Raw genomic sequence first — 23,190 nt, 5'->3', positions numbered from 1 at the left:
GGCACTGTATCCGAGACACCTAGTGCACAAATGTACGATCGGTCGCATGGAAATCCGGCCGACCGCCTTCGACCATCCCGACGCCGTCAAGCTCAACGACGAGGTACAGCTCGAGTACGTCGCACGCTACGGCGGAGGCGACGCCACCGTGCTCGACCCGGCGATGTTCGTGCCGCCGCGCGGTCTCTACCTCATCGCCTACGACGGGCTGGGGCGGCCGGTCGCCACCGGCGCCTGGCGTGCCCAGGACGAGAACGACGAGGCGTACTCGGACGGCGACGCCGAGATCAAGCGCATGTACGTGGCGCCTGCGGCCCGCGGCCTCGGTCTGGCCCGGCGGATCCTGGCGCTGCTGGAGGAGGACGCGCGCGCGGCGGGGCGCAGCCGGATGGTGCTGGAGACCGGCACGGAACAGCCGGAGGCGATCGCGCTGTACACGTCCAGCGGCTACGAGCCGTGCGCGAAATTCGGCCACTACAGGCACGGCGACCTGAGCCGCTGCTTCGCGAAGCCGCTCACGTAAACATGCATCGTTCACCGATGGAGAATCTGACGCGCCCCTGACAGAATCAGTGCTGTCATGGCACTCTGCCTCACGCACGGCATTCCGCACCGCTCTCATCCCCCACCTGCCCCGGCAGAAGGAGACATGCGTGAGACGCCATCGCACAGCCGCAGGCATTCTGTTAGCCGTCGGCGCACTGCTCACGGGCGGCCTGACCACCGCCGCCACGGCCAACGCCGCCGGCACCACCCCGGCGCCCGTCCCGACCCGTGGCGCATCGGCCGCCGAGCAGCAGCAGGCCCGTACCTTCTGGACCGCCGACCGGATGCGCAGCGCCACCCCGCTCGACCTGCTTCTGACCCCGAGCCAGGCGAAGAAGCTCAAGGCCCCGAAGCAGGGCGCCACGACGACGACCGTCGCCTCAACGGCCGCCGCCCCCACCGCCTTCCCGCAGGCGGGTGGCGCCTGGACCGGCGGCGGGGCCGTGGTGAAGACCTCGGGACGGGTGTTCTTCACCTTCCAGGGCCGTACGGCCTCCTGCTCCGGAAACGCCGTGACCAGCCAGAACGCCAGCACGGTCATCACGGCCGGGCACTGCGTCAAGTACCAGGGCAGCTGGCACACCAACTGGGTCTTCGTCCCCGCTTACGACAACGGCCAGGCGCCCTACGGCCAGTGGACCGCCTCCAAGACGCTGACCACCCCGCAGTGGGAGGCCACGGAGGACATCAACTACGACATCGGCGCCGCGGTGGTCGCCCCGCTGAACGGCCAGAAGCTCACCGCGGTGACCGGTGCGCAGGGCGTCCAGTTCAACGGCGGCTACAACCAGAAGATGTACGCGTTCGGCTTCCCGGCAGCGGCCCCGTACGACGGCACGAAGCTGATCTATTGCAGCGGCAACAGTTCCAAGGACTGGCTGTTCACCCAGGACCACGGCATCGCGTGCAACATGACCGGTGGCTCCAGCGGCGGCCCCTGGTTCGCCGGGTTCAACGAGTCGACCGGCACCGGCCTCCAGGCGTCGGTGAACAGCTTCGGCTACGTCTTCATCCCGAACCGCATGTTCGGTCCGTACTTCGGCAACGACGCGAAGGCGCTGTACGACAAGGCGCAGGCGTCCTGAGCACGTGAGCGTCTGAGGCACACGCGGCGGGCCGGTGGGATTCCGTTCCCACCGGCCTCGCCTCTCCGCGCGCGTCAACCGCCCGCCCCCGTCATCACCGTGCGGGCGATGTCGAGGGTGAGCCGCTGCCAGGGATCACGCGGATCGCGCCCCGTGAGCTCGCGGATGCGGCGGAGCCGGTAGCGCAGGGACTGCGGGTGCAGATGCAGAGCCCGCGCGGCGGCAGTGGCCGAGCCCGCGTCCACGTACGCGGTCAGGGCCACCAGCAGATGCCGCTGGCCGGGGTGGGCGAGCGGCCCGAGCACGAGGCGGCCGATCCGGTCGGGGGCCGCGACGGGGTGCCCGGCCAGCAGGGCGAGTACATGCGCGTCGGCCTCCGTGAGCACCCGTTCCGGGTGGTGGGCGTGCACGGGCGCGGTGTCCAGCGCATCCACGGCGAGGCGGTGGGCGACGGCGATCCGGTCCAGGCTCTCGCCCCCGACGGCGCAGCCCCGCCAGCCGCGTTCCCGCAGGGCCTTGGGGACATCGGCGACGGCGGCGGGCAGCAGAAGCACGGCCCGCGGACCACGGGTGGTCGCGATCGGTGTGCTCGCGCCACCGGTGGGTGCGGTGTCGGGCCTGAGCGAGGCGAGCAGACCGGTCGCCGCGTCCAGGGTGATGTACGGCCCGCCGTCCGGATCGACCTGCTCGGCCACCAGCAGGCAGTACGGGTCGGGGAGCTGGACCCCGAGCCGGGCCGCCCGGTCGGTGAGCGCACCGACCGAGGCGTGCCGCCCCGCGATGAGATCGTCGAGCAGCAGCCGCAGGGCCCGGTCGCGATCACCCGCCAGATGCTCGCTGGCCGCCGCGTACGCCGTGGCCATCACCTCGGAGAGCGTGTCGAGCGCCGCCAGCAGCTGCCGGGTGAGCGCGAAGGCATCGTGCGCCGTGAGCCGGGGAGCGTGGGCGGCGATCTCGTCCACGATCACTGCCGCCGCGACCCGGTAGGCGCGCAGCACGGCCTGCACCGGGCGGCCATCCGCGGCACGCGCCGCCGCGATCCCCCGGAACCGTCGCAGGTCCGCGTGCCCCAGCTCACCGTCATCGGCCCACAGCCGCAGCAGCCGCTCCAGCGCCCAGGCCGCGATGGCGCGGACCTCCGGCAGTCTGCTGCCGTCGAGCGCGGCGTACGCCGGGACCTGCCTGTGCACCACGTCGGTGATCCGCTCGACCACCCGCTCGACCACCCGCGGATCGTCGGCCAGCCCCTGCACGACCCGTTCCCGCTCACTTGTCACCTGGTGATAATCGCAGCGGCCCGATGTGCGCACCAGCACGGCCGCGTCTGGACGCCCCTTGTCACTGTCGCCAGGATCGGCACGTGCAGCGCGCGCAGTCTCACGAGTCTCAAGGACGAGAGGCGGACCACAGGTATGGCCACGCACTGGGCGGACTTCCAGTACGAGATCTATCTCCACGGCATGACCGGGGCCGTACCGCGGCTGCCCACCGATCTGAGCAGGCTTGAGGAGCTGGCCGAACACCGCCTCGGCCCGGGCCCCTTCGGCTACGTGGCGGGGAGCGCGGGCACCGGCAGCACCGCCCGCGCCAACCGCGCAGCCCTGGACCGCTGGCGCATCGTGCCGCGCATGCTGCGGGACGTGCACGAGCGGGATCTGTCGGTCGAGCTGCTGGGACGGTCGATCCCTGCACCGCTGGCGCTCGCCCCCGTGGGGGTGCTGTCGATCATGCACCCGGACGCGGAGTGCGCCGCAGCCCGCGCGGCGGCTGCCCGCGGAGTGCCGTACATCCTGTCCTCGGCGTCGAGTACACCCATGGAACAGGTCGCCGAGGCGATGGGCGACGGCGAACGCTGGTTCCAGCTCTACTGGGCCAAGGACCGTGAAGTGACGGCCAGCTTCCTGGCGCGGGCGAAGGCGGCCGGTTTCACCGCACTGTTCGTCACCCTGGACACTCCGCTGCTGGCCTGGCGCCCCCGCGATCTCGACCAGGCGTATCTGCCGTTCCTGCACGGGGTGGGCACGGCCAACTACTTCAGCGACCCGGCCTTCCGGGCGGGTCTCGCCAAGCCGGTGCACGAGGACCCGAACGCGGCCGTGATGCACTTCGTGGGCATGTTCGCCGACCCCGCCAAGACCTGGCCGGACCTCGCTTTCCTGCGAGAGCACTGGGACGGGCCGATCGTGCTCAAGGGCATCCTGCACCCGGACGACGCCCGGCTCGCTGCGGACGCGGGCATGGACGGCGTGGTGGTCTCCAACCACGGCGGCCGGCAGGTCGCTGGGTCCGTGGCCGCGGCGGATGCACTGCCACGCGTGGCCGAAGCGGTCGGCGACCGGCTCACGGTGCTCTTCGACAGCGGCATCCGCACCGGTGACGACATCGTCAAGGCCCTTGCCCTCGGTGCCCGCGGAGTGCTGGTGGGCCGCCCGTACGCATACGGCCTCGGCCTCGACGGCCAGGCGGGCGTGGAGCACGTCATCCGCTGTCTCCTCGCCGAGTTCGACCTCACTCTCGCCCTGTCCGGACACTCCGGCCCCGCCTCGCTGAGCCCCGACGACCTCGTCTCCGACACCCCTGTGGAGGGATCCGCATGACCGCCCCCGCCGATGCCGCCAAGAACATACTCGCCGTGGTCCCCCCTCACATGGGCGGCCGTGCCGCCGGGGCCGCGCTCGCCGGGCTCGTCCCCGGCGCCCGGGTGACGGTAGTGGAGGCCACGGACGAGGACCCCGCCGCCCTGCGCGAGGCACATGTCGTCATCACCGGCCTCGGGCCGGTCACCGCGGACCACATCGCCGCCGCGCCCTCGCTGGAGCTGGTGCAGTGCGCGAGCCACGGCTACGACTACGTCGACAAGGACGCCGCGCGCGCCCGCGCCATCCCCGTCTGCAACATCGGCTCCAGCGGCGCGGAGAAGCAGAACGTGGCCGAGCAGGTCTTCGCCCTGATGCTCGCCCTCGCCAAGCAGCTGGTCCCGGCCCACACCGCGCTCGTGGACGCCGACTGGGCTCTGCCGCGACTCCAACAGTCGATCACCGAGCTGTCCGGCAAGACCCTCGGTATCGTCGGCCTGGGCCACATCGGCCAGGAAGTCGCCCGCCGTGCGCTCGCGTTCGACATGACCATCCTGTACACCGGTCCACGCCGGGTCTCCCCGGAGACCGAGGCCCTTCTCGGCGACGCCCGCCACGTCCCCCTGGAGGATCTGCTGCGCATCTCCGACTACATCAGCCTCCATGCGCCGCTGACCGACGAGACACGTCATCTGATCAACGCTGAACGCCTCACCCTGCTCAAGCCCACCTCCTTCCTCGTCAACACCGCCCGCGGCGCCCTCGTCGACCAGGACGCCCTCGCCGACGCCCTGACCGCAGGCACCCTGGCGGGCGCGGGCATCGACGTCTTCGACCCCGAACCCCCGACCGCCGCCCTGCGCCTGCTGAAGGCTCCGAACGTGGTGCTGTCCCCCCACGTCGGCGGCGTCACCCGGGAGACCCTGGTCCGCATCGCCCTGGCAGCGCTCCAGAACGTCATCGACCACCTGGACGGCAAGCCGCCGCGCGACGTGACTCCCTGACGGCTGTCCTCTTCAGCGCGCCACGCACCCGGGAAGCAGGGACACCCAGGCACGGGGCGCGCTGATCGAGGCGCATGACTGCGGGCGGCTGTACCGGATCCGGGCACCTGTGGCATCGGGCACGGGAACTCCCCCGCGAGCGTCTGACTCCCCCGTCCGTCTGGCTCCCCCTCCTGCCTCAGGGCAGCGGAACCCCGCGTGCCGCCAGCCAGATCGCGTACCACTCCTCGTGACTGAGCTCGGGTCTCCGGCCCACGGCTCCCCGGCAGGCGCGGATGCGCTCCGGACTTGCCGTGCCGATCACCGGTGCGATCCGCGCGGGGTGCCGCTGCAACCACCACAGCAGGATCGTCTCCGGCGTCGTGCCCTTCTCCTCGGCCAGGGAGGCTATGAGGCGCGCGGTGGCGTGCTCCTGCGGGCTGTCCTGGCGTCCGGTGAACCGTCCCTGCGCCAACGCGCCCCATGCCTGGAGCTCGATCCCCTGCTCCCGGCAGAATTCGAGCGTCCCGAGGGGGAAGCCGTTCGCCGCCGCCTCGGATGTGTTGACGGCGACCCCGGCTTCGAGCCAGTCGCGGCGCTGCAGACTCATCTCCAACTGATTGGCCACGATGGGCACTTCCAGGCGCGCCTGGAGCGGGGCGATCTGCGCCGCCCCCATGTTGGACACCCCGAACCGCCGCACCATGCCCTGCCGGTGCAGTGACGTCAGCGCCTCGGCGATGTCGTCGGGGTCGGCCAGCGGATCCGGCCGGTGCAGCAGCAACACGTCGATGACATCGGTGCGCAGCCGCTTCAGGCTCTCCTCGACCCGCCGCGCGATGGTCTGCCCGCGCAGGTCGTAGATCCCGGGATTCGCGCCGTCGGCGAGCCGGATACCGCATTTGGTCTGTATGACGATCCGCTCACGCAGCCCCGGGGTGCGGGCGAGCACCTCCCCGAAGACGGATTCGGCCTTCCCGTGCCGGTAGATGTCGGCGTGGTCGAAGGTGGTGATCCCGATTTCGAGCGCGGCCATGACAGCGGCCTCAGCCGCGGCGATGTCCACGGCGCCGTAGGCCTCGGCAGCCCACGTGCCGCCAAGCCCCATGCACCCGTACAGCAGTTGCCCGCCCTCGGGCGTCCTCTTCGCCGTCACCCCACGTCACCCTTCGCACAATTCCCTCAGACGTTGCCCATGGCACGGTCCAACGCGATCTCGACAAGTATGCGATCGGGGTCAGGACCCGGTGTGCGGCCGTATCTCTCGGCGTACCGCGCCACGGCGTCGGCGACGGCCTCCGGCTCGGTGCGCACACGGGCGACGCCCTCCAGCGTGGCCCAGCGCCCGCGGTCCGCCTGGCAGACCGCGACCCGCGCGGGCCTCGCCCCGGAGGCCACGAGATGGGCGACCTTCCTGCTCGCCTTGCGCGTGACGATCCTGGCGATTCCGGCGGCGGGGTCGTAGGTCACCCCTACCGGAACGACATGCGGGCTTCCGTCCGGACGCAGTGTCGTCAGCGTGCACAGGTGCGGCTCCTTCCAGAAAGCGAGGTACTCGGGACCGGGGGCGCGTGGGTCGATGGCCACGACGCCAGATTAGCCCGCCCCACTTTGCACTTGCCAAGGGCTTGGCTAGAACTCACCAGACGACACAAGCCTGCCGCCTCACCTACCCCCAAGTACCCCCAAGGCGGCACCAGCCTCACAGCCCCCGCACGACCCGTGGTCCGCGAAGACCCCCTGAACACCGAAACCCCGCCCGGTCGGTCCGAGCGGGGCCCCCAGCGTGCCGGCCGGCCCGAAGCCGCATTCACCGGCCCGGACACCCGATCCACCGCGAGAACAGAGCTCGCGGTAAACCGCTCCCGTCTGCTCAGGTTTGCCGGTGATAAGCCTTGTTGGCGATGCGCCAGCCGTCGTCGACACGGACCAGCAGGAAGATGTCGGTGAACGTGTCCGCACCGTGCCGGAGCGTCATGGTCGCGGTCGCGACCGTTTCATGGACGTCAATGGCGTCGATACAGCGGGAGCGCGTCGCTTCGTCGGAGGCCGGCTTCCCCTGGAAGACAGGAAGACCGCAGTACTCGTCCAAGGGCCACGAGACGAAAGCGCCTTCCCGGATTCCCTCGATGTGAGCGGTCGGCAGGAAGGCGTCGCGGAAATGACTCGCGTCGCCGGTCGCATGCCCGCGGATGTAGGCGCGGAGCGGCTCGAGCACGGCGTCGTCCACTGCGGGAGCGGTGGCCGCAAAGGCGATGTCGGCCTCAGGGTCGGCAGAAGCGCCGGCCAGATCAGCCGCACTGCGCAGAGGGGCGTCCGAGGCGGCCGCCAGCAGAGCCATGTCCTTGGCCAGTGCACCGATCGTGAATTCCGCCGCGGCAGCGGCCGGCTGGTCGGCGAGGAAAGCTCGCTTGCGCGCCACCAGCCCTCCGAGCTGACCCAGCTCGAGGACGTCCAGCACCTGGGCACGGGGCAGTCCGAGGGCATCGGCCTGGCGCAGTGACTCACGCAGCGCGAGGACGGCACCGGCGAGGCTGCTGTTGGCGACCAGCTTGAGTGCGGCGGCGGCGGCCGCGTCATCGACGCGTCGCACGGTGCCCAGCGCTGCCAGCACCGGGCGGGCTCGATCGAGGGTGTCCTGCTCGGCGGCGGCGAGAATGGACAGGGTTCCGGCGGCGACAACCGGCACCGAGCCGACCACGGGAGCGTGCACGTAGGACGAGCCGAACTCCCGTGCCAGCTCGGATGCTTCGGCCGGAGCGATGGTGCTGGTGTTCAGCACGATCGCGTCCGTGCGCAACGAGTCACGGACCTCGTCGAGCACTTCCCGGCAGGCCGGGCCGTCGAACAACGCAAGGAGTACGAGGTCGGCCTTCGCCACGGCGTCGTTCGGGTCCCCGGTCGTGGTGACTCCGTCCGAGCTGTGCCCGGAACGTGTCCAGCCGACAACGTCCCAGCCCTGCGCGGACAGCCGGGTCGCGAACGCGGTGCCCATCCGCCCCAGGCCGAGTACGGCGATGGTCTTTGGAGTGGTCATACGCGCCAGCGTGGTGCATCACCACTGCTGCGACAAGCGCAGAAGCCGCAGGACAGCCCTGCGGGACGCGCATATCGAAAAGGCATACTGAGACCATGGAACTGACGGTGTGGCGAACCTTCGTGACGGTTTGCCGGCTCGGTTCGCTCTCGGCGGCAGCCGCCGAACTGCATCACACGCAGTCCGCCGTATCCCGCCAGATCGCCGGACTGGAGCGGCAACTCGGCGTGCCCCTGATGGAGCGCCATGCGCGCGGCGTGCGCCCGACACCGGCCGGCGAGGTGTTCCGCCACCACGCCCTGGCCACGCTCAACGAGGCCGACCGCGCCGTGCGCGCCGCGAGAGACGCCGGCGGCAGAGCGTACAACCGTCCGTTGACCGTCGGTGCGACACCCTCTCTTGCCGCAGGGGTCGTCCCCGAGGCCATCCGGGGCCTGCTGAAGCAGACCGGATCCATCCGCTGGAGCCTGCTTCCCGGACTGAGCGCCCAACTGCACCAGCGCGTGATCGCCGGAGATCTCGACATCGCCGTCGTCACCGACGCACCACCAGGGCTGCCCCACGACATGCGGGTCGAACGCCGGTTCCTCGGGCTTGACGACATGGTCGTCGCACTGCCCGTCGACCATCCCCAGGCCGGGAGCGGTCCTGTGCACATGCGGAGGCTGGCCGACGAGATCTGGGTCGAGGACAACGACGGCTCGGCAGCGCTCCTGCGCCAGCACGCCGCCCGCGCCGGAGTCAGCGCCCGCATAGACCTCACCGCGGCCGATCTGCTCGGCAAGCTGGCCCTGGTCGCCACCGGCCATGCCATCGCGCTGATCCCCGGCGTGCTGACCCGCGCGCTACGGACCGACGTCACCACCGTGGGCCTGGTCGACCCCCCGACCCGCGGCATCTACACGATCACACCACGCCGCGCCCCCCACCCCTGCGCAGCGCCCCTGCGCGACCGGCTCGCGGCAGCCTTCGCCTCATTTCCCGACCCGGTCCGCGGTGACTCCCGCCCGGGAATGTCCGTGGGACCGTGAATGATCCGTGCCGTGACCAAGGGTTCGCGCGAGCACCTGAGGCTCGCTCCTGGCGACACCCGACATGCACCCGCGCATCGCGCCGCGGATCCATTGCTGCATTTCACTGCCGTACGGCACGACAAAGCCCCTGCCGGATTTCTCCGGCAGGGGCTTTGACCTGTTGTGGACCTGAGGGGATTTGAACCCCTGACCCCCTCGATGCGAACGAGGTGCGCTACCAGTCTGCGCCACAGGCCCTTGCAACGAGTGAAACCCTAGCATCCCGATCGGGGTGCTTGGAAATCCGTTCCTCGCAGGTCACCCGAGGCACGGTTCCCAAGGCGCTCCGGGCTTCTCGGTGAAGGTCACTCGTTGGCCGCGCGGGGGCGGTCGTCGTCGGCGTACTGGTCGAAGAGCGGGGTGCGGCCGTGGTCGCGGGTGCGGCGCGAGGGTGGGCTGGTGCGCTGGCGGGGCGGGGCCGGGGGGGCCGGTTCGACCGTGGAGGAGCGGGACGCGCTCCAGGTGTCGGGATCCGTGACATCGATGCCGCCGCCTGCGCGGGGAGCCACCGGGGCGGTGACGTACGTGGGAAGGGGCACCGGGACCGGGTCCCAGCTGTCGCCGCGGGCCGGGCCGGGATCGCGCTGCTGGTCGACCCATTCGGCGTGGTCGGTCTGCTCGACCAGGGCGCGGCGGCCCGCCTCCTGGGGGGAGATCCTCGGGGTCGGCTCCGGGGCGGGGTGCGCCTCGGTCTGCTCGTCCGCTTCCACAGCGGCGGGCTGCCGGATACGGGCGCCCTTCTCCCGCAGGCGCTGTGCGGCTGCCTCGGCACGGCGCCGGTCCATGACGTAGACGAACCGGCGGCGCTCCTGCGCCCGCAGATGCGCGATGTAGGCGCTGAGCAGGATCGCCGGGGCTGCCGGTGCCCACAGGAAGTGGAGCCCTCCGACCGCGGCGACGATCGCGCCGAGAGTGAAGGCGAAGAAGAGCAGCACCGTGGTGCGCCTACGGCGCGCAAGCGCCTTCGAGCGCCGGGCCCGCGCTGCGGCCGCCCCGTTGGGGCGCGGTCCACGCGCAGGGGGCCGGATGCGCGCCTCGGTACGGGCCGGGGGCGCGGCGAAGGACCGGACGTCGACGGAACTCGGTGGTTCCGTCCCGGCGTCCGGATCGGCGTCGGCAACCGCCTCGTCCTCCGCGGTGCGCTCGCGCAGCTCCTTGGCGTACCGGCGCTCCATACCTGCCCGGCCGGAAAGGAGCCGGATGGCGGTGCTGAAGCGTTCCGTCGGACGGGCCTCGTTGAGCTCGTCCTGCCTGCGGAGCCACATGGGCACCAAGTAGGCGGCCCAGGCCCCGACGATGACTGCGTAGATGAGGCCGCTGCTGCTCACGCCTCACACCGTAGAGGGGTTCGCGCGACGGCATCGGCCAATTGGCCCGGTGTGTCGCACGATCTGGCTGATATCACTGACTTTTTTTGTGATTCTTAGGATCGCCTGACGATCGAGTCGTACATAAATTCGAACACCTTTTTCATTTCTCGCGTCGGGCTCCGCGTCCCTGGTGCCAGCGGCGCAGCAGTCCCTCCGGTACCTCCTCGGCGGTGAGCGCGAAGACCAGATGGTCCCGCCACGCGCCGTCGATATGGAGATAGCGGGGCCGCAGGCCCTCTTCCCGGAATCCGAGTTTCTCGACGACCCTGCGGCTCGGACCGTTCTCGGGCCGGATACACACCTCGATACGGTGCAGCCCGACCGCGCGGAAGCAGTGGTCGACGGCGAGCGCGACGGCCGTCGGCATGACCCCGCGTCCGGCGACATCACGGTCGACCCAGTAGCCCACGTGGCCCGAGCACATCGAACCCCAGGTGATCCCGGCCACCGTCAGCTGTCCGACCAGCCGTCCCTGGTACTCGACCACGAAGGGCAGCATCCGGCCGGAGTGGGCCTCGGCCCGCAGATGGCGGACCATCTGTCGGTAGGTGGGGCGCTGCGCCATGGGCGCACCCGGGGCCGGGGGCGGGATCGTCGCCTCCCAGGGGCGCAGCCAGTCCCGGTTGCGCTGGTTCACCTCGCGCCAGGCACGCTGGTCGCGCAGCTTTATCGGGCGGAGGGTGACATCACCGTCCGTCAGAACCACGGGCCAGCTGTGGGTGTTCAGAGCGAGCTCCCGGGGTGGCCCGAGGTTCTCGGGTGGTCGCCGCCGTGGATCTGGTCCACGGCATGCGGCAGGATCCGGGCGAGGACGTCGAGCCCGTCCCGTACCCCGCCCGCCGATCCCGGCAGGTTGACGATCAGGGTCCGGCCGCCCGCGACACCGGCGAGGCCGCGGGAGAGTGCCGCCGTGGGGACTTTGGCCAGCCCATGGGCCCGGATGGCCTCCGGAATGCCGGGGATCTCGTAGTCCAGCACCCGGCGGGTGGCGTCAGGAGTCCGGTCGGTCGGTGAGACGCCCGTGCCCCCGGTGGTGAGGATGACGTCGTACGCCGCGGCGACACCTTCGCGGAGGGCGGTCTCGACCGGGTCGCCGTCGGGAACGACCCTGGGGCCGTCGGCCTCGAAGCCCATCGCGACGAGCCCCTCGACGAGCAGGGGACCGCCCTTGTCCTCGTACACACCGGCGGAGGCGCGGTTCGACGCGGTCACGACCAGGGCGCGATACCGGCGGGCGCCGGGGCTCACCGTCCGTCCTCCCCAGCGACCTCCGGGCGCGACCAGTCTCCCGACTTGCCGCCGGTCTTCTCCTCGACCCGTACATCGGTGATGACCGCGGCCTTGTCCACGGCCTTGACCATGTCGACGACGGTCAGCGCCGCGACCGAGACCGCTGTCAGGGCCTCCATCTCGACCCCCGTCCGGTCCGTGGTCTTCACGGTCGCCCGGATCTCCACGGCGTCGTCGGCCACAGCGAGATCCAGCTTCACACCGGAGAGCGCAAGCGGATGGCACAGCGGGATCAGCTCAGGAGTGCGCTTGGCGCCCATGATGCCCGCGATACGGGCGGTGGCCAGGGCGTCACCCTTGGGCACGCCCTCGCCGCGCAGCAGCTCGACGACGCGTGGCGAGACGAGGACCCGGCCGCTCGCGCGTGCGGTGCGCGCGGTGACGTCCTTCTCGGAGACATCGACCATGCGGGCCGCCCCCGCCTCGTCGATGTGGGTGAGTCCTTGCTGCGCACTCATTGCTGTGGCTCCCGGTCACTGTGTGGTGAGACACCGTACCGCCACGGCGGGGCGCTCAGCCGAGCAGGATCACCTCCGTCTCGGTGCCCGGCTCAAGGGAGGTGACGGCCTCGGGGACCACGATGAGCGAGTCGGCTTGAGCGAGGGCCGCGACCAGATGGGATCCGCTGCCGCCGACCGGGGTGACGGTGCCCTTCTCCGCATCGTAGGCACCTCGCAGGAACTGGCGCTTGCCGGCAGGAGAGAACAGCGCCTTGTCGGCACGCAGCTCGGCGCGCACCTGCGGGCGGTGGACGTCCTTCAGACCCATCAGGGCGCGAATGGCGGGGCGTACGAACAGCTCGAAGGACACATACGACGAGACCGGGTTGCCCGGCAGCGCCAGCAGAGGGGTGCGGTCGGGACCGATCGGGCCGAAGCCCTGCGGTTTACCCGGCTGCATGGCGAGCGTACGGAAGCTCACCCCCGTGGCCTGCTTCTCCGTGCCGCGCTCCTCTTCCGCGTCGGCGGTCTCGCCGTGCGTGTCGCCGACCGTCGAGAGCGCCTCCTTGACGACGTCGTACGCGCCGACGCTGACCCCACCGGTGGTGACCATCAGATCGGCGCGGACCAGCTGGTCCTCGATGGTGGCGCGCAGCTCGGCGGCGTCGTCGGTGACCGCTCCGACGCGATAGGCGATGGCCCCCGCGTCCCTGGCCGCCGCGGTCAGAGCGAAACTGTTGGAGTCGTAGATCTTGGCCTCGCTCAGCTCCTCCCCCGGCTGGACCAGCTCACTGCCCGTGGAGAGCACGACCACGCGCGGACGGGGGCGCACCCGGACGGTGCCTCGGCCGATCGCGGCGAGCAGGCCGATCTGCGGAGGGCCGAGAACCATGCCGGCCGCCAGGGCGAGGTCGCCGGAGCGCACATCGCTGCCGCGGGCCCTGACGTGGGCCCGTGGGCCCGCGGGCCGGTGGACTCTGACCTCGCCGCTCGCACCTTCGGGAGCGTGCCCGGCCGGGCGCATGGCCGTGGCGGCACCTTCGCCGCCGCCCCCGTCGGTCCACTCGACCGGTACGACGGTCTCGGCGCCGGGCGGCAGCGGCGCACCGGTCATGATGCGGGCCGCCTGCCCCGGGCCCACTTCGCCACCGCCGCTCAGCCCGCCGCTGCCCGCGGCCACGTCCCCGATGACCGTGAGGACCGCGGGGAACTCCTCGCTCGCGCCCGCGATATCGGCCACCCGGACCGCGTAGCCGTCCATCGAGCTGTTGTCGAAGGGCGGCAGGTCGACGGGTACGGTCACGTCCTCGACCAGGACGCAGCCCTGGGCGTCGAGCAGTTGCAGCTCGATCGGTTCCAGCGGGCGGACCGTGGCGAGGATGTCCTCCAGGTGCTCGTCCACTGACCACACCGCGGCAGCGTGTGCGTCCGTACGGTCCTTGCGGCCGCCACCCTGGCCTGCGGACGGAATTGCCGTACTGCTCAAAGTGCTACATCTCCTCGGTGACGTAACGGCGGAGCCAGGCCCGGAAGTCCGGTCCCAGGTCTTCACGTTCGCACGCGAGTCTGACAATGGCACGCAGGTAGTCGCCGCGGTCGCCGGTGTCGTAGCGCCGGCCCTTGAACACGACGCCGTGCACGGGGCCGCCGACCTTCTCGTCGACGGCGAGCTTCTGGAGCGCGTCGGTCAGCTGGATCTCGCCACCGCGGCCCGGCTCGGTCTTCCGGAGTATCTCGAAGATCGCGGGGTCGAGGACATAGCGGCCGATGACCGCGTAGTTGCTCGGCGCCTCGGCCGGGTCGGGCTTCTCGACCAGACCCGTGACCCGGACCACGTCCGCTTCACCGGTGGGCTCGATGGCGGCGCAGCCGTAGAGCCCGATCTGGGACGGCTCGACCTCCATGAGAGCGATGACGCTGCCGCCTTCACGCTCCTGGATGTCGACCATGCGCGACAGCAGCGGGTCGCGCGGGTCGATCAGGTCGTCACCCAGCAGTACGGCGAAAGGCTGGTCCCCCACGTGCGGCGCCGCGCACAGCACGGCGTGGCCGAGGCCCCTGGGGTCACCCTGGCGCACATAGTGCATCGTGGCGAGGTCGCTGGACTCCTGCACCTTGCCGAGACGCTGGGCGTCGCCCTTGCGCCGCAGCGCCTCCTCCAGCTCGTAGTTGCGGTCGAAGTGGTCCTCGAGGGGCCGCTTGTTCCGGCCGGTGACCATGAGGACGTCCGACAGGCCGGCGCCCACCGCCTCCTCGACGACGTACTGGATGGCGGGCTTGTCGACTACAGGCAGCATCTCCTTGGGAGTGGCCTTTGTCGCGGGCAGGAACCGGGTTCCCAGGCCCGCGGCGGGGATGACAGCCTTGCTGATCCTGGGGCTGTTCCTGTGCGACTCAGTCATGCGGAGCACCCTATCGGGTGGCTTTGGGAGCAGGATGAGCCTCCGGTTAACTTTCCTCTCATAAAGGCGCATTGACTGAGGTTTGCGAGGCTGCTGTGGAAGGCGATCCGTCCGACCTGTCCGGAAAGAGCGCGAAAGAGGCTCTGCGTCGTGAACTGCTCGGCGCCCGGCGCCTGCTGGCCGCCGAGGATGCCGTGGAAGCCGCGGCGGTTCTCGCCCGGCACGCGCTCGAACTCCCGGAGCTCACCTCCGCCCGCACCGTGGCCGCCTATGTGTCGGTGGGGCGCGAGCCCGGCACCCGCGCGCTGCTCGACGCTCTGCGCGCGAGGGGCGTACGCGTGCTGCTCCCCGTGCTGATGGCCGACAACGACCTCGACTGGGCGGAGTACGAAGGCGCGGACCGGCTGGCGGCCGCCGGGCGCGGGCTACTGGAACCGGACGGCCCGCGACTCGGACCCGAGGCCGTCCTCGATGCGCAGGCCGTGCTGCTGCCCGGGCTCGCGGTCGACGAGCGGGGCCTGCGCCTCGGCCGCGGTGGGGGCTCGTACGACCGTGTCCTCGCCCGGCTCGAAGCCGGGTCCGCCCGCCCGGCCCTCGTCGTGCTCCTCTACGCGAACGAGGTGGTCGCGCGGGTCCCGGAGGAACCGCACGACCACCCCGTACACGCGGTGGTGACGCCGGAGGGCGTCCGCAGGTTCGCAGTCTGAGCGGCCTGAGCGATCTCAGCGGCCTGCCCGGTCAGCGCCTGCCGGTCACGGACTCAGGGTCAGCGTGTCCTCCGTCTTCGCGGCGACCGCCTGCTCCCCGTAGGCCCAGTCCAGGAGCTCGCCCCTGGCCCACTTCTCCGTCTGGTCGGTGTAGTGCGTGTGATACGCGTGCCCGGAGGCGCCGGCCAGATTGATCCAGCGGGACTTGTCCCAGTCTCCGACGTTGACGATCATCCGCATCGACGGCACCCAGATCACCTCGTAGCCGCCCGCCGCGTTCCAACCGGTCGCGTTGACCGCGGCCTCGCCGCCGCCGAGGTTCCACGGCCCACGGTTGAGCATCCACTGCAAGAAGCCCGGGCCGCTGGTGCCGAGGGTCTGGTTCTTCAGGGTCAGCTGGTGCAGCCGGCCCCAGTTCCAGCTGGAGACGTCCTTGCCGAGCTTGGCCGTGAGCTCCCAGCGGGCGTCGTCCAGCGCCCGCGCCAGCAGCTGGTCACGGGTCGCGGTGGCGGTCTCCTGGCGGTTCGGCGGGGTCTGCCACCACTCGCTGGCCTCGTTCTTCAGCAGCCCGCGTACCACCTCGTACCAGCGGTCACCGCCGTCCGGCTGGGCCGACGAGGCCTCGCGCTGCCCGCACTCGCGTACCAGGCGGCTCAGGTCGTCGACCGGGCCCGTGCTGTCGGCGGGGCGGACGTTGAGGCACTCGTCCTTGACCCTGAGCTCCTTGGGCAGCTTGTTGCCGAAGGCCAGCTTGAGGAGGTTGCGCCAGACCGCGTTGAAGTACGCGGCGGCCCCCGAGTCCGGCTCCTGTGTGTAGTCCCAGCCCTCAAGAAGCTTCTGGGCCTCGCGCACATAGGGGTCGGACACATCGACCTTCAGCAGATAAGGGGTCAGCAACCTGGCGATCTCGCTGCTGTTGTCCATCTGCATGGTGCGCATGTCATCCGTCGAGATCTTCCCGCCGTCCTTGATCTTCGACTCGATGAGGTCGTTGATCCGCTGACTGCGGGAGCCGTAGCCGTAGTCCGATGTGATCGGGTACGGGTACTTCCTGGCGTCCACGACGGACTGGTTGGCGGTCACGATGTAGCCGCGCTGAGGGTCGTACTCGTACGGCAGCTCGTCGAAGGGGATGTAGCCCTTCCAGTCGGACGTCGGATCCCAGCCGGGCGTCGGCATCGAGCCGTCGTACTTCTTGGAGCGTACGGGGATCCTGCCGGGTGCCTGGTAGCCGATGTGGCCCTTGGTGTCGGCGTAGATCAGGTTCTGGGACGGAACCTCGAAGTCCTTGGCCGCGGCCCTGAAGCCCTTCCAGTCCTTGGCGCGGTTGATCCTGAAGACCGCGTCCATGGACTTGCCCGGACTCAGCGCGGTCCACTTCAGCGCCACCGCATAGCCCTCACCACGGTCCGGGGCGGCGCCCTTGATGGGGGCACGCTCGCCGACCGTCTCGAGCTCCTCGCTGCGGTCGGAGATCAGCGGACCGTGCTGGGTCTCGCGGACCAGGATCGTGTGGCTCTGCCCGCCCGCGACCTTGATGGTCTCCTCGCGGGTCGTGAACGGCTTGACCTTGCTGCCGGAGGTGTAACCCCGCTCGGTGACGCGCTCCAGGTAGAGGTCGGTGACGTCGGCGCCGAGGTTGGTGAAGCCCCAGGCGATGTCCTGGTTGTGTCCGATGATCACGCCCGGCATGCCCGAGAAGGTGTAGCCGGCGACATCGAAGGTGCAGTCGTCCGAGACCGCCCGGCAGTGCAGCCCCATCTGGGACCAGAGCGAGGGCAGCTGCGGCGCGAGGTGCGGGTCGTTGGCGAGCAGCGGCTTGCCGGTGGTGGTGAGGTCGCCGGAGACGACCCAGGAGTTGGAGCCGATGCCGTTGCCGTTGGGGCCGAGCGGGGTCGGGACCTTGTCGAGGGAGTCGGCGACCCGGGAGAGGGACGAGAGCGAAGCGATCGCGTTCATCTGCGACTGCGTGCCCTGGGACGAACCCGGGGCGCCGTCTCCGGTCGCGGCCGAGGCATCGGCGCCGGTCCCGTTGCTTCCGCTGTTCCCGGCGTTGCCGCCGTTGCCGTCCGACTGCGAGGACTGCTGCCGGGAAGCCGGGTCCGCCTTCGGGTCCCACTTCCCGCTGTCGACGGCCCCGCCCTGGACGATCGGCTGATGCAGCTCGTACGGATAGTCCGGGTAGAGCTCCTTGATCTGCTGAGCGCTCAGCCTGCTGCTCATCAGCGACCGGTCGATCTCGTCCTGCATGTTGCCGCGCAGGTCCCAGGCCATCGCCTTGAGCCAGGCCACCGAGTCGACCGGTGACCACTTCTCCGGCTTGTAGTCGTTCGTGAAGCCGAGCGCGGCGTACTCGACCGAGATGTCGTCGTTCTCCCGCCCGGCGAGATAGGCGTTGACCCCGTCGGCGTACGCCTGGAGGTACTCCTTGGTCTCCTTCGACAGGACGTTGTCGTACTCCTGCTGGGCCACCCTGCGCCAGCCGAGAGTCCGCAGGTAGGCGTCCGTGTCGACCTGGCCGGAGCCGAACATCTCGGAGAGCCGACCGGCGGTCACATGGCGGCGGACGTCCATCTCCCAGAAGCGGTCCTGGGCGTGTACGTATCCCTGTGCGCGGAACAGGTCCTCGTCGCTGTTCGCGTAGATCTGCGGGATCCCGTTGCCGTCCCGCTTCACCTCGACACGGCCCGACAGACCGGGGAGCTCGATCGTCCCGGTCGTCTGCGGGAACGAGGCGCGTACCGTGCTCAGGCCCCAGTACGAGCCCCAGCCGACGGTCCCGATCAGCGCCAGCACCAGCACGATCACGATCAGACGGGCGCGTCGCCCCTTCTTCTTAACGGGCGCTTCGACCGCCGGGGCGGCTGCCTCGGGGGCGGCTGTTGAGGAGGGCATCGCTGTCCTTCGAGGGGCAGGGTGGTCCAGGTGAGTGCTGGAGCAACCATAGGCGCAGCGCGAAACCCGCCCGGACGCGGTATCAGTAACGCCATATCGACATCGCCACAAGATCGCAGCTATCGAACTGGCGATCCAATCGATCACCGAAGCGTCAAGAAAGCGTTAACGATTAGGTAAGGTAACGAAGTGTCTGGCGAGGTGTCGCCCCGGAGGAACGTTCCGGCGCGGCAGACATGAGGGGAAGGATCGGCCACTGACTGTCCACCAGCTCAATGAACTCCTGCTCATCTGCTCGCTCGTCCTGCTCATCGCCGTCGCGGCGGTGCGTGTCTCGTCCCGGAGCGGGCTGCCGAGCCTGCTGCTGTACCTGGGCATCGGGATCGCCATAGGGCAGGACGGGTTTTTCCACGTCAAGTTCGACAACGCCGAACTGACGCAGGTGATCGGCTATGCCGCACTCGTGGTGATCCTGGCCGAGGGTGGCCTGGGCACCAAGTGGAAGGAGGTCAAACCGGCACTGCCCGCGGCGGCTTCACTGTCGCTCGTCGGCGTGGCGGTGAGCGTGGGCATCACCGCGGCCGGTGCGCACTATCTGGTCGGGCTGGAGTGGCGCCAGGCTCTCATCATCGGCGCGGTCGTCTCCTCCACGGACGCCGCCGCGGTCTTCTCCGTGCTGCGCAAGGTGCCACTGCCCTCGCGCATCACGGGCACGCTGGAAGCCGAGTCGGGTTTCAACGACGCCCCGGTCGTCATCCTTGTCGTGGCCTTCTCGACGGCCGGTCCGGTGGAGGACTGGTACGTCCTCATCGGCAAGATCATGCTCGAACTGGCGATCGGCGCCGCCATCGGCCTCGCCATGGGCTTCCTGGGCGCCTACGCCCTGCGCCATGTGGCTCTGCCCGCCTCCGGCCTCTACCCGATCGCCGTCATGGCGATCGCCGTGACGGCGTACGCGGCGGGCGCCATCGCCCACGGCAGCGGGTTCCTCGCCGTCTACCTGGCCGCTGTGGTGCTCGGCAACTCGAAGCTCCCGCACTGGCCCGCCACCCGGGGCTTCGCCGAGGGCCTCGGCTGGCTCGCCCAGATCGGCATGTTCGTCCTGCTCGGCCTGCTGGTGACACCGCACGAGCTCGTGCACGACTTCTGGACGGCCGTCACCATCGGCCTGGTCCTGACCATGGTGGCAAGGCCGATGTCGGTGTTCCTCAGCCTGCTCCCGTTCAGGATCGCCTGGCAGGAGAAGGCGCTGATGTCATGGGCCGGTCTGCGCGGAGCGGTCCCCATCATCCTGGCGACCATCCCGATGGTCTACGAGATCGAGTACAGCAGGCGGATCTTCAACATCGTCTTCGTGCTCGTCGTCGTCTACACCCTGGTGCAGGGGCCGACACTGCCCTGGCTGGCGAAGGCCCTGAGGCTCGGCGACGGGAGCGAGGCGGCCGACCTCGGCATCGAGTCGGCGCCCCTGGAGCGGCTGCGCGGGCATCTGCTGTCCGTCGCGATCCCGGCGAAGTCGCGGATGCACGGTGTCGAGGTCGCCGAGCTCAGGCTGCCCGCGGGTGCCGCCGTCACCCTCGTCGTGCGCGAGGGCAAGAGCTTCGTACCGATGCCGTCCACCGTGCTGCGCCGCGGGGACGAGCTGCTGGTGGTGGCGACGGACCCGGTGCGGGATGCGACGGAGGCGCGGCTACGGGCGGTCGGGCAGGGCGGAAAACTGGCCGGCTGGCTGGGGACCGGGCGCGGAGGCTCAGGGCCGGGCCGCCGTTGAGGCTCGGCTTCCCCTGCGCGGCCGTTCCCGGGTCCCTCTGAGGCCGAGCCACCCATGGAAGGCCCGGCCTCCCGGCCGACGCCCCGGGCAATCCCAGGGAACCGTCACAGTCCTCGCACATTTCAGAGGAAGATCCCTCCTCGCCCCTGTACCATGAAGGCACACAGCACGACCAACTCTGCCTGACGCAGAGCTGGCGCGACCGTATGGCGGCCGATCTTCCCTTCAGCGGACACCGGTATCTACCGCAGTTACGCGCAAGAGGACAGCTCTCGGCCTCCTCCCGGCATCCCGGGTGGGCGCTACCAGGCGGCAGAAAGGCAAGGACCGTGGAGTCCACGGTCGCTCCTGACAAGCGCCCCGGTTACGGGCAGCTGCTCCGCACCCCCGGAGCCTGGACATTCCTGCTTCCCGGATTCGCAGCCCGGCAGCCCTTCGCGATGCTCACGATCAGCATCGTGCTGCTGGTCCAGCACACCACCGGCTCGTACGGCACCGCCGGGGCCGTGGCCGCCGTCACCGGCGTCGCGATGGCGCTGTTCGCACCCCAGAGCGGCAAGCTCGCCGACCGCTTCGGCCAGCGCACCGTACTGCTGCCCGGCGTGGCCGTGCACGCCGTCTCCGGCGTGGCGCTGACCGCTCTGGCACTGGCGGACGCACCCCTGTGGGCGCTGTTCGCGGCAGCCGTGCCCACTGGTGCGTCGGTGCCCCAGGTCAGCCCGATGGTGCGGGCCCGCTGGGCGGCGAAGCTCGGCGGCTCGCGTCTGATGCCGACGGCGGCGGCGTTCGAGTCCGTCACGGACGAGTTCACCTTCGTGGTCGGACCGGTGCTGGCCACGGCCCTGTGCACCGGCGTACACCCCGCTGCCGGTCTGTTCACCGAGGCCGCTCTCACCCTGGTCGGCGGATTGCTCTTCGCGGCCCAGCGCCGCACCCAGCCGCCGTTCGGCCGCCCGGACGCCCACGAGCGGGTGCAGCGCACCTCGGCACTGTCCGTGCCGGGCGTGCGGGTGCTCGCCGTGACGTTCCTCGGGATCGGCTCCGTCTTCGGCGGAATGCAGGTTTCGCTCGCCGCCTTCACAGAGGAGATCGGGCAGCCTGGGATCAGTGGACTGCTGTACGGGATGTTCGCGGCCGGCAACATGCTGGCCGGCGTCGCCGTGGGCGCCATCGCCTGGAAGTCCGGCCCGCGACGCCGGCTGGTGCTCGGGTACCTGGGACTGACGGCCGCCGCGTCCCTGCTGTGGACGGCCGACTCCATCGTCACCCTCGGCGTGCTCGGCCTGTTCGTCGGCCTGTGCATCGCGCCCGCGCTGATCGCCGGCTTCACACTCGTCGAACCGCTCGTGCCGGCCTCTGCCCGTACCGAGGCGTTCACGTGGCTGACCGGTGCGGTGGCCCTCGGGCAGGCTGCCGCGGTGACGGTCGCGGGGCGTCTTGCGGACGCGTTCGGTTCGGGCACCTCGTTCCTGGTGCCTCTGGTGGGCACGGCACTCGCGCTGATCACCCTGGTGGCACTGCGTTCGCGGCTCGTTCCGCAGGCGCACAGCCGGACCGTCGCACGTGGTGTCGGTCACCGCGTGCCCGTGGCAGTGGACTGATCCGGCGGAATACGTCACTATGGATCGTCGTTAGCACTCATTGAGTGTGAGTGCCAGGAGGAAGACAAGTGCCGACCTACCAGTACCAGTGCACCGAGTGCGGCGAGGGCCTCGAGGCGGTGCAGAAGTTCACCGATGACGCCCTGACGGAGTGCCCGAACTGCAAGGGCCGCCTGAAGAAGGTGTTCTCGGCGGTCGGCATCGTGTTCAAGGGCTCCGGCTTCTACCGCAACGACAGTCGCGGTTCGTCGTCGAGCAGCTCGCCCGCGCCGTCCGCGAAGTCGTCGTCGGACGCGAAGCCCGCATCGTCGAGCTCGTCCAGCGACTCCGGCAGTTCCAGCAGCTCGAGCAACTCCGGCAGTTCCAGCAGCTCCAGCAGCACGACCGCTTCCAGCGGATCGTCCGCCGCGTAGGCGCCGCACAGCCGACGGTCATTCCAAGGCCCCATCCGTTTGCCGAACGTTCGTTCGCAGCGGGCGGGGCCTTCGGCATTTCACCGCACGGCTACTGTGATCGCCATGGCCAACGCAGAGGACACACAGCGCGAGACCACCCGCGAGACACCCCTTCACGCCGAGATCGGCGTGATCGGGGGTTCTGGGTTCTACTCGTTCCTGGAGAACGTCACCGAGGTGGAGGTACCGACTCCCTACGGCAGCCCCAGTGACTCGCTGTTCCTCGGTGAGGTCGCCGGACGGCGCGTCGCCTTCCTCCCCCGGCACGGGCGCGGCCATCACCTGCCGCCCCACCGCATCAACTTCCGGGCCAACCTGTGGGCCCTGCGCTCCGTCGGGGTCCGGCAGGTGCTGGCGCCCTGCGCGGTGGGCGGCCTGCGGACCGAGTACGGGCCGGGCACACTGCTCGTCCCGGACCAGCTTGTGGACCGGACGAAGTCACGTCACGACACGTACTACGACGGCGAGCCGCTGGCAGGAGGCTCGGCGCCCAACGTGGTCCATGTGTCCCTGGCGGACCCGTACTGCCCCGAAGGACGGAAAGTGACCCTCGCGGCGGCCCGCGGGCGAGACTGGGAGCCTGTCGACGGCGGAACGCTGGTGGTGGTCGAGGGTCCGCGCTTCGGTACGCGCGCCGAGTCGCGCTGGCATGCGGCGATGGGCTGGTCCGTGGTCGGCATGACCGGCCACCCGGAAGCGGCGCTCGCCCGTGAGCTGGAGCTCTGCTACACGTCGATGGCCCTCGTGACGGACCTCGACGCGGGCGCCGAGACGGGCGACGGGGTCTCGCACGGCGAAGTCATGAAGGTCTTCGCCGCGAACGTGGACCGGCTGCGCGGAATCGTCTTCGACGCGGTGGCCGGGCTCCAGACGACCGGGGAGCGTGCCTGCCTGTGCTCGAAGGCTCTGGACGGGCTGGACACCGGCATAGAACTCCCCTGACGATCCCCCCGCTCACC

21 protein-coding genes and 1 tRNA gene are annotated in these 23,190 nt (G+C 70.3%); 10 read left to right on the top strand and 12 right to left on the bottom strand.

The annotated features are described in order from the left end of the window. The first annotated feature begins 46 nt into the window (after window positions 1-46). Together ACFV6V_RS09035 and ACFV6V_RS09030 are read left to right on the top strand one after the other, a co-directional pair. On the top strand, window positions 47-523 hold the full coding sequence (locus tag ACFV6V_RS09035) for a GNAT family N-acetyltransferase (RefSeq protein ID WP_385561289.1): 477 nt from the start codon (window positions 47-49) through the stop codon (window positions 521-523). Between the two features lie 130 nt (window positions 524-653). Further along, entirely contained in the window at window positions 654-1,631 is a 978-nt protein-coding gene (locus ACFV6V_RS09030; protein ID WP_385561286.1) for a trypsin-like serine peptidase, read from the top strand. 74 nt (window positions 1,632-1,705) lie between these two features. Here ACFV6V_RS09030 and ACFV6V_RS09025 read toward each other — a convergent pair whose 3' ends face one another. Beyond that, window positions 1,706-2,908 carry a PucR family transcriptional regulator gene (locus tag ACFV6V_RS09025; RefSeq protein ID WP_385561283.1) on the bottom strand — a complete coding sequence of 401 codons (1,203 nt, stop codon included), beginning with the start codon at window positions 2,906-2,908 and terminating at the stop codon, window positions 1,706-1,708. A gap of 135 nt (window positions 2,909-3,043) precedes the next feature. On the opposite strand from ACFV6V_RS09025, the gene ACFV6V_RS09020 reads away from it, so the two are divergent. After that, window positions 3,044-4,228 carry a lactate 2-monooxygenase gene (locus ACFV6V_RS09020; protein ID WP_385561280.1) on the top strand — a complete coding sequence of 395 codons (1,185 nt, stop codon included), beginning with the start codon at window positions 3,044-3,046 and terminating at the stop codon, window positions 4,226-4,228. Continuing rightward, window positions 4,225-5,211, top strand: a complete 987-nt coding sequence (locus ACFV6V_RS09015) for a 2-hydroxyacid dehydrogenase (RefSeq protein ID WP_385561278.1) — start codon at window positions 4,225-4,227, stop codon at window positions 5,209-5,211. The genes ACFV6V_RS09020 and ACFV6V_RS09015 overlap by 4 nt, the downstream gene beginning before the upstream one ends. Window positions 5,212-5,389: 178 nt before the next feature. On the opposite strand, the gene ACFV6V_RS09010 is transcribed toward ACFV6V_RS09015, so the two are convergent. The 3 genes from ACFV6V_RS09010 to ACFV6V_RS09000 form a co-directional block, all read right to left on the bottom strand. After that, window positions 5,390-6,346, bottom strand: a complete 957-nt coding sequence (locus ACFV6V_RS09010; protein ID WP_385561275.1) for an aldo/keto reductase family oxidoreductase — start codon at window positions 6,344-6,346, stop codon at window positions 5,390-5,392. A 26-nt stretch (window positions 6,347-6,372) separates the two neighbouring features. Beyond that, complete coding sequence (locus tag ACFV6V_RS09005) at window positions 6,373-6,777, bottom strand: pyridoxamine 5'-phosphate oxidase family protein (RefSeq protein WP_385561272.1); 405 nt, start codon at window positions 6,775-6,777, stop codon at window positions 6,373-6,375. Between the two features lie 286 nt (window positions 6,778-7,063). Then, window positions 7,064-8,227, bottom strand: coding sequence for a nuclear transport factor 2 family protein (locus ACFV6V_RS09000; protein ID WP_385561270.1), 1,164 nt, complete (start codon window positions 8,225-8,227; stop codon window positions 7,064-7,066). A 95-nt stretch (window positions 8,228-8,322) separates the two neighbouring features. Here ACFV6V_RS09000 and ACFV6V_RS08995 point away from each other — a divergent pair, with 95 nt between their 5' ends. Further along, entirely contained in the window at window positions 8,323-9,258 is a 936-nt protein-coding gene (locus ACFV6V_RS08995) for a LysR family transcriptional regulator (protein ID WP_385561267.1), read from the top strand. Window positions 9,259-9,424: 166 nt separating this feature from the next. Here the strand turns inward: ACFV6V_RS08995 and ACFV6V_RS08990 are convergent. The 7 genes from ACFV6V_RS08990 to galU form a co-directional block, all read right to left on the bottom strand. Next, window positions 9,425-9,498 (bottom strand) — tRNA-Ala (locus ACFV6V_RS08990). 107 nt (window positions 9,499-9,605) lie between these two features. Further along, window positions 9,606-10,628 (bottom strand): hypothetical protein, encoded by a 1,023-nt coding sequence (locus tag ACFV6V_RS08985; protein WP_385561264.1) that lies wholly within the window; start codon window positions 10,626-10,628, stop codon window positions 9,606-9,608. Between the two features lie 142 nt (window positions 10,629-10,770). Next, entirely contained in the window at window positions 10,771-11,376 is a 606-nt protein-coding gene (locus ACFV6V_RS08980; RefSeq protein WP_385561261.1) for a GNAT family N-acetyltransferase, read from the bottom strand. Window positions 11,377-11,393: 17 nt separating this feature from the next. Continuing rightward, window positions 11,394-11,918, bottom strand: coding sequence for a molybdenum cofactor biosynthesis protein B (locus ACFV6V_RS08975; RefSeq protein WP_385561259.1), 525 nt, complete (start codon window positions 11,916-11,918; stop codon window positions 11,394-11,396). Further along, on the bottom strand, window positions 11,915-12,418 hold the full coding sequence (gene moaC, locus ACFV6V_RS08970; RefSeq protein WP_385561256.1) for a cyclic pyranopterin monophosphate synthase MoaC: 504 nt from the start codon (window positions 12,416-12,418) through the stop codon (window positions 11,915-11,917). The genes ACFV6V_RS08975 and moaC overlap by 4 nt, the downstream gene beginning before the upstream one ends. Before the next feature lie 55 nt (window positions 12,419-12,473). Next, on the bottom strand, window positions 12,474-13,871 hold the full coding sequence (gene glp / locus ACFV6V_RS08965) for a gephyrin-like molybdotransferase Glp (protein ID WP_385561441.1): 1,398 nt from the start codon (window positions 13,869-13,871) through the stop codon (window positions 12,474-12,476). A 19-nt stretch (window positions 13,872-13,890) separates the two neighbouring features. Beyond that, window positions 13,891-14,802, bottom strand: a complete 912-nt coding sequence (gene galU, locus ACFV6V_RS08960) for a UTP--glucose-1-phosphate uridylyltransferase GalU (protein WP_385561253.1) — start codon at window positions 14,800-14,802, stop codon at window positions 13,891-13,893. Between the two features lie 95 nt (window positions 14,803-14,897). On the opposite strand from galU, the gene ACFV6V_RS08955 reads away from it, so the two are divergent. Beyond that, a complete protein-coding gene (locus ACFV6V_RS08955) occupies window positions 14,898-15,509 on the top strand; it encodes a 5-formyltetrahydrofolate cyclo-ligase (protein WP_385561250.1) in 612 nt (203 codons plus the stop codon). Between the two features lie 45 nt (window positions 15,510-15,554). Here the strand turns inward: ACFV6V_RS08955 and ACFV6V_RS08950 are convergent, their stop codons facing one another. Continuing rightward, entirely contained in the window at window positions 15,555-18,404 is a 2,850-nt protein-coding gene (locus ACFV6V_RS08950; protein ID WP_385561247.1) for a penicillin acylase family protein, read from the bottom strand. 193 nt (window positions 18,405-18,597) lie between these two features. Between ACFV6V_RS08950 and ACFV6V_RS08945 the strand changes: the two genes are divergently transcribed. From ACFV6V_RS08945 to ACFV6V_RS08930, 4 genes are all read left to right on the top strand, one after another. Beyond that, window positions 18,598-20,175, top strand: a complete 1,578-nt coding sequence (locus ACFV6V_RS08945) for a potassium/proton antiporter (RefSeq protein WP_385561439.1) — start codon at window positions 18,598-18,600, stop codon at window positions 20,173-20,175. 329 nt (window positions 20,176-20,504) lie between these two features. Beyond that, window positions 20,505-21,776 (top strand): MFS transporter, encoded by a 1,272-nt coding sequence (locus tag ACFV6V_RS08940; RefSeq protein ID WP_385561245.1) that lies wholly within the window; start codon window positions 20,505-20,507, stop codon window positions 21,774-21,776. 68 nt (window positions 21,777-21,844) lie between these two features. After that, a complete protein-coding gene (locus ACFV6V_RS08935; RefSeq protein ID WP_385561242.1) occupies window positions 21,845-22,189 on the top strand; it encodes an FmdB family zinc ribbon protein in 345 nt (114 codons plus the stop codon). Window positions 22,190-22,294: 105 nt separating this feature from the next. Then, complete coding sequence (locus ACFV6V_RS08930) at window positions 22,295-23,173, top strand: S-methyl-5'-thioadenosine phosphorylase (protein ID WP_385561239.1); 879 nt, start codon at window positions 22,295-22,297, stop codon at window positions 23,171-23,173. Window positions 23,174-23,190: the final 17 nt, after the last annotated feature.

Origin of the sequence: Streptomyces sp. NPDC059828 (genome assembly GCF_042731955.1) — a bacterium.
In the GTDB taxonomy this organism is placed as follows: domain Bacteria; phylum Actinomycetota; class Actinomycetes; order Streptomycetales; family Streptomycetaceae; genus Streptomyces.
The sequence above is the reverse complement of the archived record's forward strand: the minus strand, read 5'-3'. Positions and strand labels throughout refer to the sequence as shown.